The organism is Streptomyces sp. NBC_01241, from assembly GCF_041435435.1.
Taxonomy (GTDB): domain Bacteria; phylum Actinomycetota; class Actinomycetes; order Streptomycetales; family Streptomycetaceae; genus Streptomyces.
The window spans coordinates 5,333,596-5,348,830 of sequence record NZ_CP108494.1; the positions used below are offsets into that span (position 1 = coordinate 5,333,596).

General features: G+C 70.8%; 14 protein-coding genes. 4 read left to right on the forward strand and 10 right to left on the reverse strand.

From position 1 onward, the window contains the following. Positions 1-13 precede the first annotated feature (13 nt). The 3 genes from OG306_RS23985 to afsQ1 are packed head-to-tail and all read right to left on the reverse strand — an operon-like array spanning position 14 to position 2,906. Positions 14-679: a hypothetical protein gene (locus tag OG306_RS23985; RefSeq protein ID WP_266905645.1), complete on the reverse strand. Its 666-nt coding sequence runs from the start codon at positions 677-679 to the stop codon at positions 14-16. After that, positions 676-2,232 (reverse strand): sensor histidine kinase, encoded by a 1,557-nt coding sequence (locus tag OG306_RS23990; RefSeq protein WP_266748127.1) that lies wholly within the window; start codon positions 2,230-2,232, stop codon positions 676-678. The genes OG306_RS23985 and OG306_RS23990 overlap by 4 nt, the downstream gene beginning before the upstream one ends. Next, positions 2,229-2,906 carry a two-component system response regulator AfsQ1 gene (gene afsQ1 / locus OG306_RS23995; RefSeq protein WP_176729344.1) on the reverse strand — a complete coding sequence of 226 codons (678 nt, stop codon included), beginning with the start codon at positions 2,904-2,906 and terminating at the stop codon, positions 2,229-2,231. Before afsQ1 ends, OG306_RS23990 begins: the two co-directional genes overlap by 4 nt. Positions 2,907-3,097: 191 nt before the next feature. Between afsQ1 and OG306_RS24000 the strand changes: the two genes are divergently transcribed. After that, positions 3,098-3,856 carry a SigE family RNA polymerase sigma factor gene (locus tag OG306_RS24000; protein ID WP_266748128.1) on the forward strand — a complete coding sequence of 253 codons (759 nt, stop codon included), beginning with the start codon at positions 3,098-3,100 and terminating at the stop codon, positions 3,854-3,856. Between the two features lie 150 nt (positions 3,857-4,006). Here the strand turns inward: OG306_RS24000 and OG306_RS24005 are convergent, their stop codons facing one another. After that, positions 4,007-4,714 carry a uridine kinase family protein gene (locus OG306_RS24005; protein ID WP_266748129.1) on the reverse strand — a complete coding sequence of 236 codons (708 nt, stop codon included), beginning with the start codon at positions 4,712-4,714 and terminating at the stop codon, positions 4,007-4,009. A gap of 64 nt (positions 4,715-4,778) precedes the next feature. On the opposite strand from OG306_RS24005, the gene OG306_RS24010 reads away from it, so the two are divergent. Continuing rightward, positions 4,779-5,195, forward strand: a complete 417-nt coding sequence (locus OG306_RS24010; RefSeq protein WP_266748130.1) for a hypothetical protein — start codon at positions 4,779-4,781, stop codon at positions 5,193-5,195. A gap of 113 nt (positions 5,196-5,308) precedes the next feature. On the opposite strand, the gene OG306_RS24015 is transcribed toward OG306_RS24010, so the two are convergent. The 3 genes from OG306_RS24015 to deoC are packed head-to-tail and all read right to left on the reverse strand — an operon-like array spanning position 5,309 to position 8,623. Then, positions 5,309-6,199 (reverse strand): aldehyde dehydrogenase family protein, encoded by an 891-nt coding sequence (locus OG306_RS24015; protein ID WP_266748131.1) that lies wholly within the window; start codon positions 6,197-6,199, stop codon positions 5,309-5,311. Continuing rightward, positions 6,189-7,655: an aldehyde dehydrogenase family protein gene (locus OG306_RS24020; protein ID WP_266748132.1), complete on the reverse strand. Its 1,467-nt coding sequence runs from the start codon at positions 7,653-7,655 to the stop codon at positions 6,189-6,191. The genes OG306_RS24015 and OG306_RS24020 overlap by 11 nt, the downstream gene beginning before the upstream one ends. Before the next feature lie 5 nt (positions 7,656-7,660). Further along, the gene (gene deoC, locus OG306_RS24025; RefSeq protein ID WP_266752384.1) at positions 7,661-8,623 is read right to left on the reverse strand and encodes a deoxyribose-phosphate aldolase; all 963 of its coding nucleotides are present in this window, start codon (positions 8,621-8,623) and stop codon (positions 7,661-7,663) included. A gap of 124 nt (positions 8,624-8,747) precedes the next feature. Between deoC and OG306_RS24030 the strand changes: the two genes are divergently transcribed. Continuing rightward, positions 8,748-9,434, forward strand: coding sequence for a PH domain-containing protein (locus OG306_RS24030; protein ID WP_266748133.1), 687 nt, complete (start codon positions 8,748-8,750; stop codon positions 9,432-9,434). A 444-nt stretch (positions 9,435-9,878) separates the two neighbouring features. Here OG306_RS24030 and OG306_RS24035 read toward each other — a convergent pair whose 3' ends face one another. After that, positions 9,879-10,556: a helix-turn-helix domain-containing protein gene (locus OG306_RS24035; protein WP_266748134.1), complete on the reverse strand. Its 678-nt coding sequence runs from the start codon at positions 10,554-10,556 to the stop codon at positions 9,879-9,881. A 276-nt stretch (positions 10,557-10,832) separates the two neighbouring features. Here OG306_RS24035 and OG306_RS24040 point away from each other — a divergent pair, with 276 nt between their 5' ends. Then, the gene (locus OG306_RS24040; RefSeq protein ID WP_266748135.1) at positions 10,833-12,278 is read left to right on the forward strand and encodes an NCS2 family permease; all 1,446 of its coding nucleotides are present in this window, start codon (positions 10,833-10,835) and stop codon (positions 12,276-12,278) included. 210 nt (positions 12,279-12,488) lie between these two features. Here OG306_RS24040 and OG306_RS24045 read toward each other — a convergent pair whose 3' ends face one another. Both OG306_RS24045 and OG306_RS24050 read right to left on the reverse strand, forming a co-directional pair. Beyond that, positions 12,489-14,129: a phospho-sugar mutase gene (locus OG306_RS24045; protein ID WP_266748136.1), complete on the reverse strand. Its 1,641-nt coding sequence runs from the start codon at positions 14,127-14,129 to the stop codon at positions 12,489-12,491. 197 nt (positions 14,130-14,326) lie between these two features. Further along, the gene (locus OG306_RS24050; protein ID WP_266748137.1) at positions 14,327-15,151 is read right to left on the reverse strand and encodes a purine-nucleoside phosphorylase; all 825 of its coding nucleotides are present in this window, start codon (positions 15,149-15,151) and stop codon (positions 14,327-14,329) included. Positions 15,152-15,235: the final 84 nt, after the last annotated feature.

The following is a 15,235-nucleotide window of genomic DNA, read 5'->3' on the forward strand; positions in this document are numbered from 1 at the left end:
GGCTTGGTTCCGGTCAGGCCCCCGTGCCCGTCCCCGTCACGGTCCCCGTACCCGTACCTGTACCCGTCCCCGTCACGGTCCCCGGCGTCGGTACCGTCTTCGGTCTGGCCTTCGTCTCCGTGGTGCACAGATATCCGTGCGGCCGGTAGCTCCCCGGCCCGCCCAGCACCACCCTGCCGTCCGGGGCGAGCGTCCCGCTCTCCGCGTACGTGCACACGATCTGCGCCAGCGCCTCGGCCGGCAGGTCCTCCGGCTGTTCGCTGAGGCGCAGCGTGCCCCGGGGGTCGCCGCCGCGGGCCGCGCTGACCTGCAGGGTCGCCGGGACGGTGGTGGAGAACCCGGCCTGCCGCTCATCGGCGGGCGGCTTCTGCTCCAGCTCGTCGAGGAGGGCCTGCGCGATCCGGACCCGGTCCGCCTTCGCCTCGTCGACCTGGATCGTACGGTCCACCGTGACCAGTTGCGAGGAGCAGACCAGATAGATCTGTACGGGGACGCCCTGGAGCGTCTGGGGCGCGACGTCCACCGCGGACATGGAGCACGGCACCTGCGACGGCGCGGCCCCGGCGTCCACCGGTACGGACGTGGTCCTGATCCCGCAGCCCGCGGCCAGCACGGCCACGGTCACGGCACCGGCCAGCGTCACGGCCGCACGGCACCCCGGGCGATTGCTGCCCCTCATGTCGCGTCTCCCTCCTCGTCCTGGACCCCCGCGTCGGTATCCCCGGCGCTCCCGGCGCCTCCCGCGGAACCGGTGAGCGGCTCGGCATCGCGCGGCAGCCGCAGGACGAACACCGCGCCGTCGCCGTCCGGCGAGTTCGCGGCCGTGATGTCACCGCCGTGGATGTGCGCGTTCTCCATGGCGATCGACAGACCGAGCCCGCTGCCCTCGGAGCGCGGGCGGGAGGCGCTGGCCTTGTAGAACCGGTCGAAGACGTGCGGCAGGACGTCCTCGGGGATACCGGGGCCGTGGTCACGGACCTCGATGACGAGTTCGTCGCCCTCGGTCCGTACCGCGACCCGTACCGGCGAACCGCCGTGCTTGAGCGCGTTGCCGATCAGGTTCGCCAGGATCACGTCCAGCCGGCGCGGGTCGAGGCGGACCATCATGCCGCGCTCGGCGTCCAGGTCCACCGCGTCCAGCCAGGCGCGGGCGTCGATGCAGGCGGTGACCTGGTCGGCGACGTCGACGGTGTCGAGGACGAGCCGGGCCGTACCCGCGTCGAAGCGGGTGACCTCCATCAGGTTCTCCACCAGGTCGTTGAGCCGCCGGGTCTCGCTCACCACCAGATGCACGGCGGGCGCGATCATCGGGTCGAGGCTGTCGGCCTCGTCCTCCAGGACCTCGGCGACCGCGGTGATCGCGGTGAGCGGGGTGCGCAGTTCGTGCGACATGTCGGCGACGAACCGGCGGCTGGACTCCTCCCGCGCGCGCATGTCCGCGACCTTCTTCTCCAGAGAAATCGCGGCTCTGTTGAACGTACGGGAAAGATCGGCGAGTTCATCGGTGCCGGAGACCACGAGCCGGGTGTCGAGCTTGCCCTCACCGAGCTTGCGCGCGGCGTCACCGAGCCGCTGCACGGGCCGCAGCACGGTCGTCGCCGCGGCCTGCGCGAGCAGCGCCGAGCCGATCAGGGCGAGCCCGGTGGCGATCCCCAGCGACCAGGCCAGGGAGTTCAGATCCTGCCGCTCCTGGTCCAGGGACTTCAGCATGTAGCCGGTCGGGCCACCGCCGATGATCTTCGTGCCGCCCACCAGGTACGGCGTACCGCGGATGCTGACCCGCTGCCAGAACAGGTGGTACTCGTACTTGTTGCCCGCCTCGATCGGCTGCTTCTCGTTGACGGCCTTCTGCAGCGACAGCGGCACGTTGTCGAGCGTGAAGGTGTCCAGATCGGAGTTGCCGACGATCGGCTTGCCGGTGTCGCGCTCGTCGACGAGCAGAACGCTGTAGCCGGGGGAACTGCTCGCCATCTGCGCGGCGGTGTTCTGCAGATCGTCCTTGGTGGGCCGCAGCGGCAGCGACGCGGCCCGGCTCTGCATCTCCTGCCGGAAGTCCCCGAGCGCCGAGTCCTGGGTACGCGTCAGTACGGCCTCGCGGTTCAGCCAGTACGCGATCCCCGAGGCGGACACCGCGGCGGTCAGCGCCACCAGCGCGAACACGACGACGAGACGCAGTCGCAGACTCGTCCAGCGGAGTCCGGCGAGCAGGCTCCGCCTGGTGGCATCGCTCACTGAGGCGAATCCAGCCGGTAGCCCACACCCCGAACGGTACGGATCAGGGTCGGCGAGGACGGCACGTCCTCCACCTTGGCGCGCAGCCGCTGCACACAGGCGTCCACGAGCCGGGAGTCGCCGAGGTAGTCGTGCTCCCAGACCAGCCGCAGCAGCTGCTGCCGCGACAGGGCCTGGCCCGGCCGGCGGCTCAGTTCCAGCAGGAGCCGCAGCTCCGTCGGTGTGAGCTGCAGATCCTCGCCGTTCTTGGTCACGGTCATCGCGGAACGGTCGATCACCACGTTCCCGAAGGACGCGGAGTCGGTGGACTCGCGCTCACCGCGGCGCAGCACCGCCCGGATACGGGCGTCGAGCACCCGGCCCTGCACGGGTTTCACCACATAGTCGTCGGCACCGGACTCCAGCCCGACGACGACGTCGATGTCGTCACTGCGCGCGGTCAGCAGGATGATCGGCAGCTGGTCGGTGCGCCGGATGCGCCGGCACACCTCGAAACCGTCGATGCCGGGCAGCATCACATCCAGCACGATCAGATCGGGCCGCTGTTCACGCAGCAGTTTCAGGCCGTCCTCTCCCGTCGCCGCGGTGGCCACACGGTGGCCCTGACGTGACAGCGAGAGTTCGAGGGCCGTGCGGATGGCGTCGTCGTCCTCGATCAGCAACAGGAAAGGCACGCTGGCCATTCTGGCCCATGGGAGAGCCCCAGTTCGACAGTTGGGGGCGACTCATACATCCCGGGCCCCGCCGGCGCACCGACGGCAGGCCCTGTGACAGGCCTGTGACAGTCGGGGGACAGCCCCATGAAACTGCCCCGGCAAGCTCATTGGCACAAGGACGGACGGACTCCACCGATGGGGGGCGCGAGATGAACGCGATTCAGAGCACCACCGCAAGCGCAGTTGTCACGCGTCTCCACGATGTCGGCCGGAGCTCCGAGAAGTCCGGCGTCGGGGGGCGGGGTTGCGTTCGAGGCGCCGGGCGTCAGCACGCGTCGTACATGACGGTGGTCGACGCGCCTGTGGGGGCCAACGGGGGAAGCAACGGGGGATCCGCGTACGGGGAGGTCATGGGGGAGCGGAAGGTCCCGGCACAGTCCGTGGACGCCGAAACGGCGTTCACGGCCTACGTCCGGGAGCGCCGCGCCTCCCTGTACGCAACCGCCTACCACCTGACCGGTGACCGGTTCGAGGCCGAGGATCTGCTGCAGAGCGCCCTCTTCTCGACGTACCGGGCATGGGACCGGATCAGCGACAAGGCGGCGGTCGGCGGCTATCTGCGCCGCACCATGACCAACCTGCACATCAGCGCCTGGCGCAGGCGCAAGCTCAACGAGTACCCGACCGAGGAGCTGCCGGAGACGGCGGGCGACACGGACGCGATGCGCGGCACGGAACTGCGCGCCGTGCTCTGGCAGGCGCTGGCGCGACTGCCGGAACTCCAGCGCACGATGCTGGTCCTGCGGTACTACGAGGGCCGCACCGATCCGGAGATCGCGGCCATCCTCGACATCAGTGTCGGCACGGTGAAGTCCAGCATCTGGCGGTCGCTCCGCCGACTGCGCGACGACGAGGTCCTCAGCTTCGGCCGTGACCAGGAGGAGTCCTTCGGCGAGCTGGTGGCCTGAAGGGGCGGGGGATACGGGGGAACACGGGCCGCTGCTTCGGGGGAGGCGGCGGAACACGGGGGAATGCTGCGGGGCCGGACGGGCCGGGGGGTCCTGTCCGGCCCCGTCGCCGTGTGGCCCGGTCCCTTCGGCGCCCCGTGTACGCCTCCGCTACGCCGACCCCCGCGCCGCCGGTGCCCGGCGGCAGCGTCCCGCCGCCGCGGCGGCCAGTCGGCCCAGGGCCTCCTCCTTGCCGCACGGATGCGCGCCCAGTGCCGCCTGCCGTGCCACGATCCGCCGCTCCGCGCGCATCAGCCGCCACCCCCGCCGCAGCAGGAACGGCACCGACTTGCGGCCCTCCCGCAGATCCCGCAGCAGCCGACGGCGGAAGGTCGTCGTCGGACGGCCGCGCAGGCACAGCGCGTCCGCGAGCACGCCCAGTTCCTGGCACCGCTCGACTATGTCCGCCGCGAAGATCCCCTCGGCCACGAACAGTGGTGTGCGGTCGATGTGGAGGGCCTCGTGGTCGACGCGGGAGCTCGTGGCGATGTCGTACACCGGGACGCGCGTCCGCCCCGTGCGGCACAGCTCCGTGATCGCGGCCACCGCCGCGTCGGCGTCCCAGGACTGTGCGGAGTCCCAGTCGATGTCCGTACTTCCGGGAACGAGCGGCAGCGTGGGGTCGTCGCCCTCCTTGTAGAAGTCGTCCAGGCGCAGCACCGGCAGATCGGTGCGGGCGGCGAGGGAGGACTTGCCGGAGCCGGAGGGGCCCGCGAGCAGCACGACGCGGGTCAGGAGCGGTTGGGAATTCACAGGACACGAGTGTGAGGCATTGACCCGCGCAGGGGATCCCCCGGAGGTCGGGTTGGTATCGAGCATCACGCCTCAACTACTCTACGCACTCAAGCGATTACTCGATCGGCTCTGATCAGGTGGGAACTCCATGGCACGTCACGCACTTTCCAGGTCCCGGCGCCGCACCCTGCTGCGGGCAGGTCTGACCATCACCGCGGTGGGCGCCGCGCTCGGCGCGGGAGGTGCGGCGGCCCAGGCGGCGCCGCTGCCCCTCGTGCCGACCACGGGCGCCGACACCGGCTTCGGCGACGCGGGTGAGGCGGCCACCGGCGCGGTGACCGGGGGGCTCGGGCACTCGCTCCACAACGGCATCGCACCGGTGACGCAGCTGCGGCTGGACCCGCTGGCCGGTACGGGCGCGGACCCGCTGAACAACACGGTGGAGACACAGATCGCCGACTTCAAGCCGCTCTCCACGGCCGCCGTCACCGGCCCGGTCACCAGCGGCGGCGGGCTGAAGGACCTGCCGGTGGTGGGGCAGGTCACACAACTGCCGCGCCGCTGAGACGGACGCGGACGCGGCCCGTTCCTCCGGAAATCCGGAGGAACGGGCCGCGTCCGTGCGGGCGGGCCCGACCGGCCCTCGCACAGGTCAGTGCGAGGAGCCGGTACGAGGCGTCAGTACGAGGACCCCGAGGTGCCGAGCGCGCCCGTCGGGTGCCAGACCGTCTTCGTCTCCAGGAAGGCCGTCATGCGACGGGTGCCCGGGTCGGCCGACCAGTCGGAGGCGCCGTCGCCCCGGTGAACCCGCTTCAGGTTGTCCGCCGCCGCGATCTCCAGCTCCTTCGCGAGCGCGGCGTCCGCCCCCGTGAGGTCGATGGCGTTCACGTCTTGGTGGGACGCGAGCGGTGCCGCGATCTCCGCCGTCCTCCCGGACAGGATGTTCACCACGCCGCCCGGCAGGTCGGAGGTGGCCAGCACCTCGCCCAGGGACAGGGCCGGCAGCGGGGCGTCCGCCGAAGCGATGACGACCGCCGTGTTGCCGGTCGCGATCACCGGGGCGATCACCGAGACCAGGCCCAGGAACGACGACTCCTGGGGCGCCAGGACCGCGACCACACCGGTCGGTTCGGGCGTGGACAGGTTGAAGAACGGGCCCGCGACCGGGTTCGCCCCGCCCACGACCTGGCCGATCTTGTCGGTCCAGCCCGCGTACCAGACCCAGCGGTCGATCGCCGCGTCCACCAGGGCCGCGGCCTTGGACTTGGACAGGCCCTCCGCGTCGGCCACTTCCCGGACGAACTGGTCCCTGCGGCCCTCCAGCATCTCCGCGACGCGGTAGAGGACCTGGCCCCGGTTGTACGCGGTCGCGCCCGACCAGCCGCCGAACGCCTTGCGCGCGGCCACGACCGCGTCCCGCGCGTCCTTGCGGGAGGACCGGGGGGCGTTCGCCAGCCACTTGCCCTTGGAGTCGGTCACCTCGTACACCCGGCCGCTCTCGGAGCGGGGGAACTTGCCCCCGACGTACAGCTTGTAGGTCTTGAAGACGCTCAGACGGTTATCGGACATCGAGGTACGCCTCCAGGCCGTGACGGCCGCCTTCGCGGCCGAAGCCCGACTCCTTGTAGCCGCCGAAGGGCGAGGTCGGGTCGAACTTGTTGAACGTGTTGGCCCAGACGACGCCCGCCCGGAGCTTGTTCGCCACCGCGAGGATGCGGGAGCCCTTCTCCGTCCAGATGCCGGCCGAGAGGCCGTACTGGGTGTTGTTGGCCTTGGCGACCGCCTCGTCGGGCGTACGGAACGACAGCACCGACAGCACCGGGCCGAAGATCTCGTCGCGGGCGATGGTGTGCGCCTGGGTGACGTTCGTGAACAGCGTCGGGGCGAACCAGTAGCCGGAGGACGGGAGCTCGCAGGGGGCGGACCAGCGTTCGGCGCCCTCCGCCTCGCCGGTCTCGGCGAGCGCGGTGATCCGGGCGAGCTGCTCCGCGGAGTTGATCGCGCCGATGTCGGTGTTCTTGTCGAGGGGGTCGCCGAGCCGGAGGGTGGACAGCCGGCGCTTCAGCGCGTCCAGCACCTCGTCCTGGATCGACTCCTGCACGAGCAGGCGCGAGCCCGCGCAGCAGACCTGGCCCTGGTTGAAGAAGATGCCGGTGACGATGCCCTCGACGGCCTGGTCGATGGGGGCGTCGTCGAAGACGATGTTGGCGCCCTTGCCGCCCAGTTCCAGGGTGACCTTCTTGTCCGTGCCCGCGACCTGGCGGGCGATGGCCTTGCCGACCGCGGTCGAGCCGGTGAAGGCGATCTTGTTCACGTCCGGGTGCTCGACGAGGGCGGCGCCCGCGTCCCCGTACCCGGTGAGGATGTTCACGACACCCTTGGGCAGGCCCGCCTGGCGGCAGATGTCCGCGAAGAACAGGGCGGAGAGCGGGGTCGTCTCGGCGGGCTTGAGGACCACCGTGTTGCCGGTGGCGAGCGCCGGGGCGATCTTCCACGCGAGCATGAGGAGCGGGAAGTTCCACGGAATGATCTGGCCCGCGACGCCGAGGGGGCGCGGGCCCGCGCCGACGTGCCCTTCTGTCGTCCTGCGGCCGAACCCGGCGTGATCCAGCTTGTCGGCCCAGCCCGCGTAGTAGAAGAAGTGCGCCGCGACCAGCGGGAGGTCCGCGTCGCGGGTCTCCTTGATCGGCTTGCCGTTGTCGAGGGTTTCGAGAACGGCGAGCTCGCGGCTGCGCTCCTGGATGATCCGGGCGATCCGGAAGAGGTACTTGGCACGCTCGGAACCGGGCAGCGCCGACCACTTCTCGAACGCCTTGCGGGCCGCCTGCACAGCCCGGTCGACGTCCGCGGCACCGGCCTGCGCGACCTCGGAGAGCACCTCCTCGGTGCTCGGCGAGACCGTCTTGAAGACCTTGCCGTCGGCCGCGTCGGTGAACTCACCGTCGATGAACAGGCCGTACGAGGGCGCGATGTCGACGACCGCGCGCGACTCGGGCGCGGGTGCGTACTCGAATGCAGATGCCATGGGGATCAGTCCACCGTCACGTAATCGGGGCCGGAGTAACGGCCGGTGCTGAGCTTCTGGCGCTGCATCAGCAGATCGTTCAGCAGGCTGGAGGCGCCGAAGCGGAACCAGTGGTTGTCCAGCCAGTCCTCGCCCGCGGTCTCGTTCACCAGCACCAGGAACTTGATCGCGTCCTTGGAGGTGCGGATACCGCCGGCCGGCTTCACGCCGATCTGTACACCGGTCTGCGCCCGGAAGTCGCGCACGGCCTCCAGCATCAGCAGGGTGTTCGCCGGGGTGGCGTTCGTCCCGACCTTGCCGGTCGACGTCTTGATGAAGTCCGCACCCGCCAGCATGCCGAGCCAGGAGGCGCGGCGGATGTTGTCGTACGTGGAGAGTTCGCCGGTCTCGAAGATCACCTTCAGCCGGGCGTCGGGGCCGTCCGCCCGCGCGCACTCGGCCTTCACGGCCAGGATCTCCTCGTACACCTTGAGGTAGCGGCCGGAGAGGAAGGCGCCCCGGTCGATCACCATGTCGATCTCGTCGGCCCCCACGGCCACGGCGTCGCGGACATCCGCGAGCTTGACGTCGAGCGCGGCGCGGCCGGCCGGGAAGGCCGTCGCCACGGACGCCACCTTCACGCCGGAACCGGCCAGCGCGGCAACGGCGGTCGCCGCCATGTCGGGGTAGACGCAGACCGCGGCGGTGCGCGGGGTCGTGCGGTCGGTCGGGTCGGGATGGACGGCCTTGGCGGCGAGGGCCCGGACCTTGCCCGGGGTGTCCGCGCCTTCCAGCGTCGTCAGGTCGATCATCGAGATGGCCAGGTCGATCGCGTACGCCTTGGCCGTCGTCTTGATCGAACGGGTTCCGAGGGACGCGGCGCGCGCTTCGAGGCCGACGGCGTCGACGCCGGGCAGCCCGTGCAGGAAGCGGCGCAGCGCACTGTCGGACGCGGTCGCGTCGGAGAATGCGGGAGCTGTGGTGGGCATGGTCACCAGGGGAGCATATCTACGCGCGTAGCGACCTGTACAGGGGGTGGGGTCCTCCGAGCGTCGCACAGTACCGGGGCGGCCGCCCCGGCGCCCCTTGCGTGCGTCAGGCAGAATCGGTCCCATGACGAGCCCCACACCACCCGCCGAGCCGACCTACGCCGACCGGTCCTTCCGGTCGCCCGCCGGGATCGTCGGGGGTGTCCTGCTGCTTCTCCTCATCGGCTGGATCGGCGGGGACGCCGTGGTCCGCGGCGGCGGCCGGGCGCCGTGGCTGGCGCTGGCCGGGCTGCTGACCGTGGTGCCGCTGGTCGCCGCGTTCACGCTGCGGCCCGTCGTGTACGCCAACGACCAGCGCATCCGGATCCGTAACCCGTTCCGGACGATCACCGTGCCGTGGACCGAGGCCGCGGTTCTGCGGGCCGGATATTCGAGCGAGCTGCTCACCGAGGACGGCGCCAAGTTCCAGCTGTGGGCGGTGCCGGTGTCGCTGGGGAAGCGGAAGAAGGCCGCCAGGCGGCAGGCCCGGCAGTCGGCGGACGACCCGTACGGCCGGACGTCCGTGCACGCCGATGTCCGCGACAGCCGCTCCCGGATGGCGCCGGCCGACCAGACCATGGCGGACCTCCGCGAGCTGATGGAGCGGGCGAAGGCGGGGGCGGGTGCGGCCGCACAGCCTTCGGCGTCCTCGGAAACTTCGGCGTCCTCGGCGTCCTCGGAAACTTCGGTTTCGGTGCGCTGGGCGTACGAGTTGATCGCCCCGGCGGTGGTGGGCCTGGTGCTGCTGGTGGTGCTGCTCGCGACCGGCTGAGACCGGCTGGGACCGGCTGAGGCGGGCCGGAGCGCGCGTACGACGATCGGATGCCGGCCGTACGCACGTGGGTGGTCGTGGTCCCGGTCGCGAGGCAGCCCCGCCCGCCGGGTCGGCCCGTCGTGGCCGACCGGTAGGTGCACACCTGTACGCCCGTGCCGCTGGTGACCGTCGAAACCGGTTCGAAATGTCGCGGGCGCGCCGCATGCGTACGCCGTCGCCTTCGAGGCCCGCGCGCACGATGGCCCCTTCGAGCCGGAACGCCAGGTGTTCCGCCGTGGCCCGGGCCCGCTCGTCCTGGCCGGGCAGCAGCTCCTGGAGGGGCAGGCTCTTGACCGCCTCCAGGTGGCGCCCGCCTCGGCCATGCCTGCCTCCCGTGGCTCGTCATGAGGCAGACCCGTCTGCCTCATGCGTTCCCGGTGCATGCCTCGTGCGGACGCGGTCCTAGTTCTCCGGGAGCCGCGCCCAGAAGTGGTTGACGATGTCGTCGATGTAGCGTCGCCCGTTTTCGCCGGAGGCCGTGGTGCCGCCGGCCCGGCTGAGGGTGGCGGCCATGAGGGCCTGGTACTCCTGATGCATGTCGCGCAGGGGGTCCTGCAGGTCGCGGCGGTCCGTGGAGACGAGGCGGGCGATGGCGCGGATGTGGGCCTGCCAGCGGGTGGAGACGGCTTCGGTGAGGAGGCGGGCGAGTTCGTCCTCCAGGCCGGTGATGGCGATGAAGTCGCGTGGGGGGAGGTTGAGGAGGGCGCCGAGTTTGGCGGACTGCCGTTTGTCGCCGGTCCATTGGCCGGTTGTTTCCATGTGGTGGTAGGCGTCGAGGTCGACGCCGGTGGCACGGGCGACGTCCTCGGCGGCCAGTCTGCGGGCGAGGCGGTGTTCCCGCAGGGTGCGGGGAGCGCCCATGAGTTCGCGGGGATTGCACCACAGGGCACCGGCCAGCGCGGTGAGTTCGCTGGCGGTGGGCAGTGCGGTGCCGCGTTCCCACGCGGTGATGTGGTCGGGGGTGATGTGGGCCGTGCCGTAGGAGGCGCGCATGCCGTAAGCGACGTGGCCGGGGGCCATCCCGAGTTTCTCGCGCAGGATGCGGGCGGCGCGCGCGTTGAAGGGGAGCGGTGGATGCACGGACCGAGAGTAAGGAGTCACCCGGGGTGAACTCCATGGCCGCTGTCGCCCGCATCCCGGTTTGGCTGGATAGGTCGTCGGTGATTTTGGAGGAACCGACAGGGGTGGTGTCGGAAGGTCAACTGACGGATATCGCAAAGCGATTGAGATTACGTTCCTGCCGCGTATGATCCGCTCGCAAGGCGCCCGTATGTGTGTTCGTACAACCGACTGACACACGCTTCCGGCGCCACTGCCATGTTTTCCCTCGCACTTGCAGGTCCAGGAGACACAGTCATGCACACCAGCACGACCGGCCCGGCCGAAGCGCCGACAACCAGACCCGGTGGCCCGCTCAACCGGTTCTTCCGCATCGATGAACGCGGCTCGACGTACGGCCGTGAGATACGCGGTGGGTTCGCCACCTTCTTCACGATGGCGTACATCCTCGTACTCAACCCGATCATCCTCAGTAGCACCGAGGACAAGTTCGGTCACCAGCTGGATGCCGGCCAACTGGCCACCGCCACGGCCCTGGTGGCTGCCGTGATGACCGTGATCATGGGTGTGGGTGGCAACCTGCCGCTCGCCCTGGCCGCGGGCCTCGGTCTCAACGCCGTCACCGCCTTCCAGATCGCCCCTCTCATGAGCTGGGACGACGCGATGGGCCTCATCGTGCTCGAAGGCCTGCTGATCTGCGTACTGGTGATGACCGGTCTGCGCGAAGCGATCATGTTCGCCATTCCGCAGCCCCTCAAGCAGGCCATCAGTGTCGGCATCGGCCTGTTCATCGCCTTCATCGGCTTCGTGGACGCCGGGTTCGTCACCCGCATCCCGGACGCTGCGAACACCACCGTGCCCGTTCAGATCGGCACAGGCACCCTCACCGGCTGGCCCATGCTCGTCTTCTGTCTCGGCGTGCTGTTGACGGTCGTCCTCCTGGTCCGCAAGGTGCAGGGCGCCATCCTCATCAGCATCGTCGTGATGACCGTCGTCGCCGTCGTCATCAACGAGATCGCCGACATCAAGTCCTGGGGTCTGACCGAGCCCTCGCTGCCCGACAAGCCCGTCGCCTCACCCGACTTCGGGCTCCTGGGCCACTTCGATCTGTTCGGCTCGTTCGGTCAGGTCAGTGCGCTGACCGTCGTTCTGCTCGTCTTCACCCTCATCCTGTCCGACTTCTTCGACACGATGGGCACCGTCGTCGGCGTCACCGCCGAAGCCGGACTCCTCGACGAGCGCGGCCAGGTCCCCGGTCTGGGCCGCGTGCTGCTCATCGACGGTGTGGCCGCCGCCGCCGGCGGCGCCGCCTCCGCCTCGTCCGCCACCACGTACATCGAGTCCGCCGCGGGCGTCGGCGAAGGCGCACGCACCGGTTTCGCCAGCGTCATCACCGGCGGCCTGTTCGCCCTCGCCCTCTTCTTCACCCCCGTTCTCACCATCGTGCCCCTCCAGGCCGCGGCCCCCGCTCTCATCGCGGTCGGGTTCCTGATGATGACCCAGGTCAAGCACATCGACTGGGACCAGTACGAAGTCGCCGTCCCCGCCTTCCTGACCATCGCCGTCATGCCGTTCACGTACTCCATCACCAACGGCATCGGCGCAGGCTTCCTCGCCTACGTGGTCATCAAGGCGTGCCTGGGCAAGGCCCGCGAAGTGCACTGGCTGCTCTGGGGCACCGCGGCGCTCTTCCTCGTCTACTTCGCGATCGACCCGCTGGAGCAGCTGCTCAACACCAAGTAGCCGGTGCGGTCCACCCGAAACGGAGCGGGGGACGGCCCGGGACGATCAGCGACGGAGCGTGTGAACACACCGCGCCCGCCTGATCGCCCGGACGTCCCCCGTCGGCCGGGGCGTGGCTGTGGCCCGACACCGGCTACACGTATCTGATGCGTACCTGATGGGTACCTGCAGCATGAGTGATGCGTACCCGAAGCCGGTCGCCGCGACCGGTCAGATACCGGCCGCCGCCGCCAGGTCCCGCTTGATCCCGGCGAGCAGCTCCGCACCCCGCGCACGGGCCGCGGGCAGCTCGTCCGTCGAGGCGACCGGCACCACGACCTCCAGGTAGCACTTGAGCTTCGGCTCGGTGCCGCTCGGGCGGACGATCACGCGGGCGCCCCGGAGGTGGTAGCGCAGCCCGTCGGTGGGCGGCAGTTGCGCGGCGCCCCGCGCGAGGTCCTCGGCCGAGGTGACGGGGAGGCCGGCGAGCGCGGTCGGGGGCTGCTCGCGCAGCCGGCGCATGGCGTCCGCGATGACGGAGAGGTCCTCCACCCGGACCGACAGCTGATCGGTGGCGTGCAGCCCGTGGTCTACCGCGATGTCGTCGAGGAGGTCAAGGAGCGTACGCCCCCGCTCCTTGAGCACGGAGGCGAGTTCGGCGACGAGCAGCGCGGCCGTGATGCCGTCCTTGTCGCGTACGCCGTCCGGGTCGACGCAGTAACCGAGCGCCTCCTCGTACCCGTACCGCAGGCCGTCCACGCGGGCGATCCACTTGAAGCCGGTCAGCGTTTCCTCGTAGCCGAGGCCCGCCTTCTCGGCGATCCGGCCGAGCAGCGAGGACGACACGATCGACTCGGCGAAGACACCGGCCGCGCCCCGGTCCACCAGATGGGCGGCGAGCAGCGCCCCGACCTCGTCGCCGCGCAGCATCCGCCAGCCGCCGTCGGCGGCCGGGTCCGGGACAGCGACGGCGCACCGGTCGGCGTCCGGGTCGTTGGCGATGACGAGGTCGCAGTCGGAACGGCGTGCGGTGGCGAACGCGAGATCCATCGCGCCGGGCTCTTCCGGATTGGGGAAGGCGACGGTGGGGAACGCCGGGTCGGGCTCGGCCTGTTCGGCGACGAGCACCGGGGCGGGGAACCCGGCGCGGTCGAAGGCGGCGGTGAGCACGGACGTACCGACGCCGTGCATCGCGGTGTACACGACCCGGGCGGTGCGCGGTGATCCGGCGGCGAGCACGGCGTCGGTACGGGCCAGGTAGGCGGCCAGGACCTCGTCGCCGAGGATCTCCCAGCCGTCGTCGGGGCGGGCCACGCCGTCGAGCGGGCCGACCGCGGCGATCGCGGCGGCGATCTCGCCGTCCGCCGGGGGGACGATCTGCGAGCCGTCACCGAGGTAGACCTTGTACCCGTTGTCGCGCGGCGGGTTGTGACTGGCCGTCACCTCGATGCCCGCGACGGCGCCCAGGTGCCGGATCGCGTACGCCAGCACGGGCGTGGGCAGCGGGCGGGGGAGCACCGCCGCGCGCAGGCCCGCGCCGGTCATCACGGCCGCGGTGTCGTGGGCGAAGTCGGCGGACTTGTAACGGGCGTCGTACCCGATGACGACGAGCCCGCCGGTGTGTCCCCGGTCCCCGAGATACGCGGCGAGTCCGGCCGCGGCGCGGATCACGACGGCGCGGTTCATCCGCATCGGCCCGGCCCCCAGCTCACCGCGGAGCCCGGCCGTGCCGAACTGGAGCGTGCCCGCGAACCGTGCGGCGAGCTCATCGAGGTCCTCGGCGTCGATGAGCGCGGCGAGCTCGTCACGGGTCTCGGGGTCGGGATCCTCCGCGAGCCATGTCCTGGCCTGCGCGATGAGCTCCTGCTGCACGGTGTCCGCCTTTCTGCGGGATGGAATGGGTTACGGGGGCGCTGCCCCGGACCCCCGCTCCTCGATGCCGGTAGGGGCTTGCTCTTCAGCGTCGCTCTTCAGCGTCGCTCTTCAGCGTCGCTCTTCAGCGTCGGTCTTCAGCGTCGCCGGCGTTCGAGGCGCGGGGCCCGGGGCAGCGCCCCGGTTCGGGACGGGGCTCAGATCCGCTCAAGCACCCGAGCCAGCAACGCGCCCATCCGCGTGGCGGAGTCCCGCCCCGCCTGCAGCACCTCTTCATGGTTGAGCGGCTCCCCGCTCAGCCCCGCCGCCAGGTTCGTGACCAGCGAGATGCCGAGCACCTCGGCCCCTGCCTCCCGGGCGGCGATCGCCTCCAGCACGGTGGACATGCCGACCAGGTCGCCGCCCATCACGCGGACCATGTTGATCTCGGCGGGCGTCTCGTAGTGCGGGCCGGGGAACTGTACGTACACACCCTCTTCGAGGGTCTCGTCGACCTCCTTGCACAGCGCGCGCAGCCGCGGCGAGTACAGATCGGTCAGATCGATGAAGTTGGCGCCGACGATGGGGGACGCCGCGGTCAGGTTGATGTGGTCGCTGATCAGGACCGGCTGCCCGGGGCGCATGCCCTCGCGCAGACCGCCGCAGCCGTTCGTCAGCACGACGGTCTTGCAGCCCGCGGCCACGGCGGTACGGACGCCGTGCGCGACGGCGGCGACGCCGCGGCCCTCGTAGAAGTGCGTGCGGCCGAGGAAGACCAGGGCACGCTTCTCGCCGATCCGGTACGAGCGGATCGTGCCGCCGTGCCCCTGTACGGCGGGCGCCGGGAAGCCGGGCAGGTCGGTCACCGGGAACTCGGCCTCCGGAGCGCCGAGCGCATCGCCCGCGGGAGCCCAGCCGGACCCCATCACGAGGGCGACGTCGTGGGTCTCGGCACCGGTCAGCTCGCGCAGGCGGGCGGCGGCGTCGGCGGCGGCGGCGTACGGGTCGCCCTGGATGTTGTCCGGAATAACTGATGCGTTCACGCGGATGAGGGTAACCGGATATTCCCTACGCGCGTAGATGCCCATGCGTAGAGTCTGCACACGCTTCCTCGTGCATTCACACAA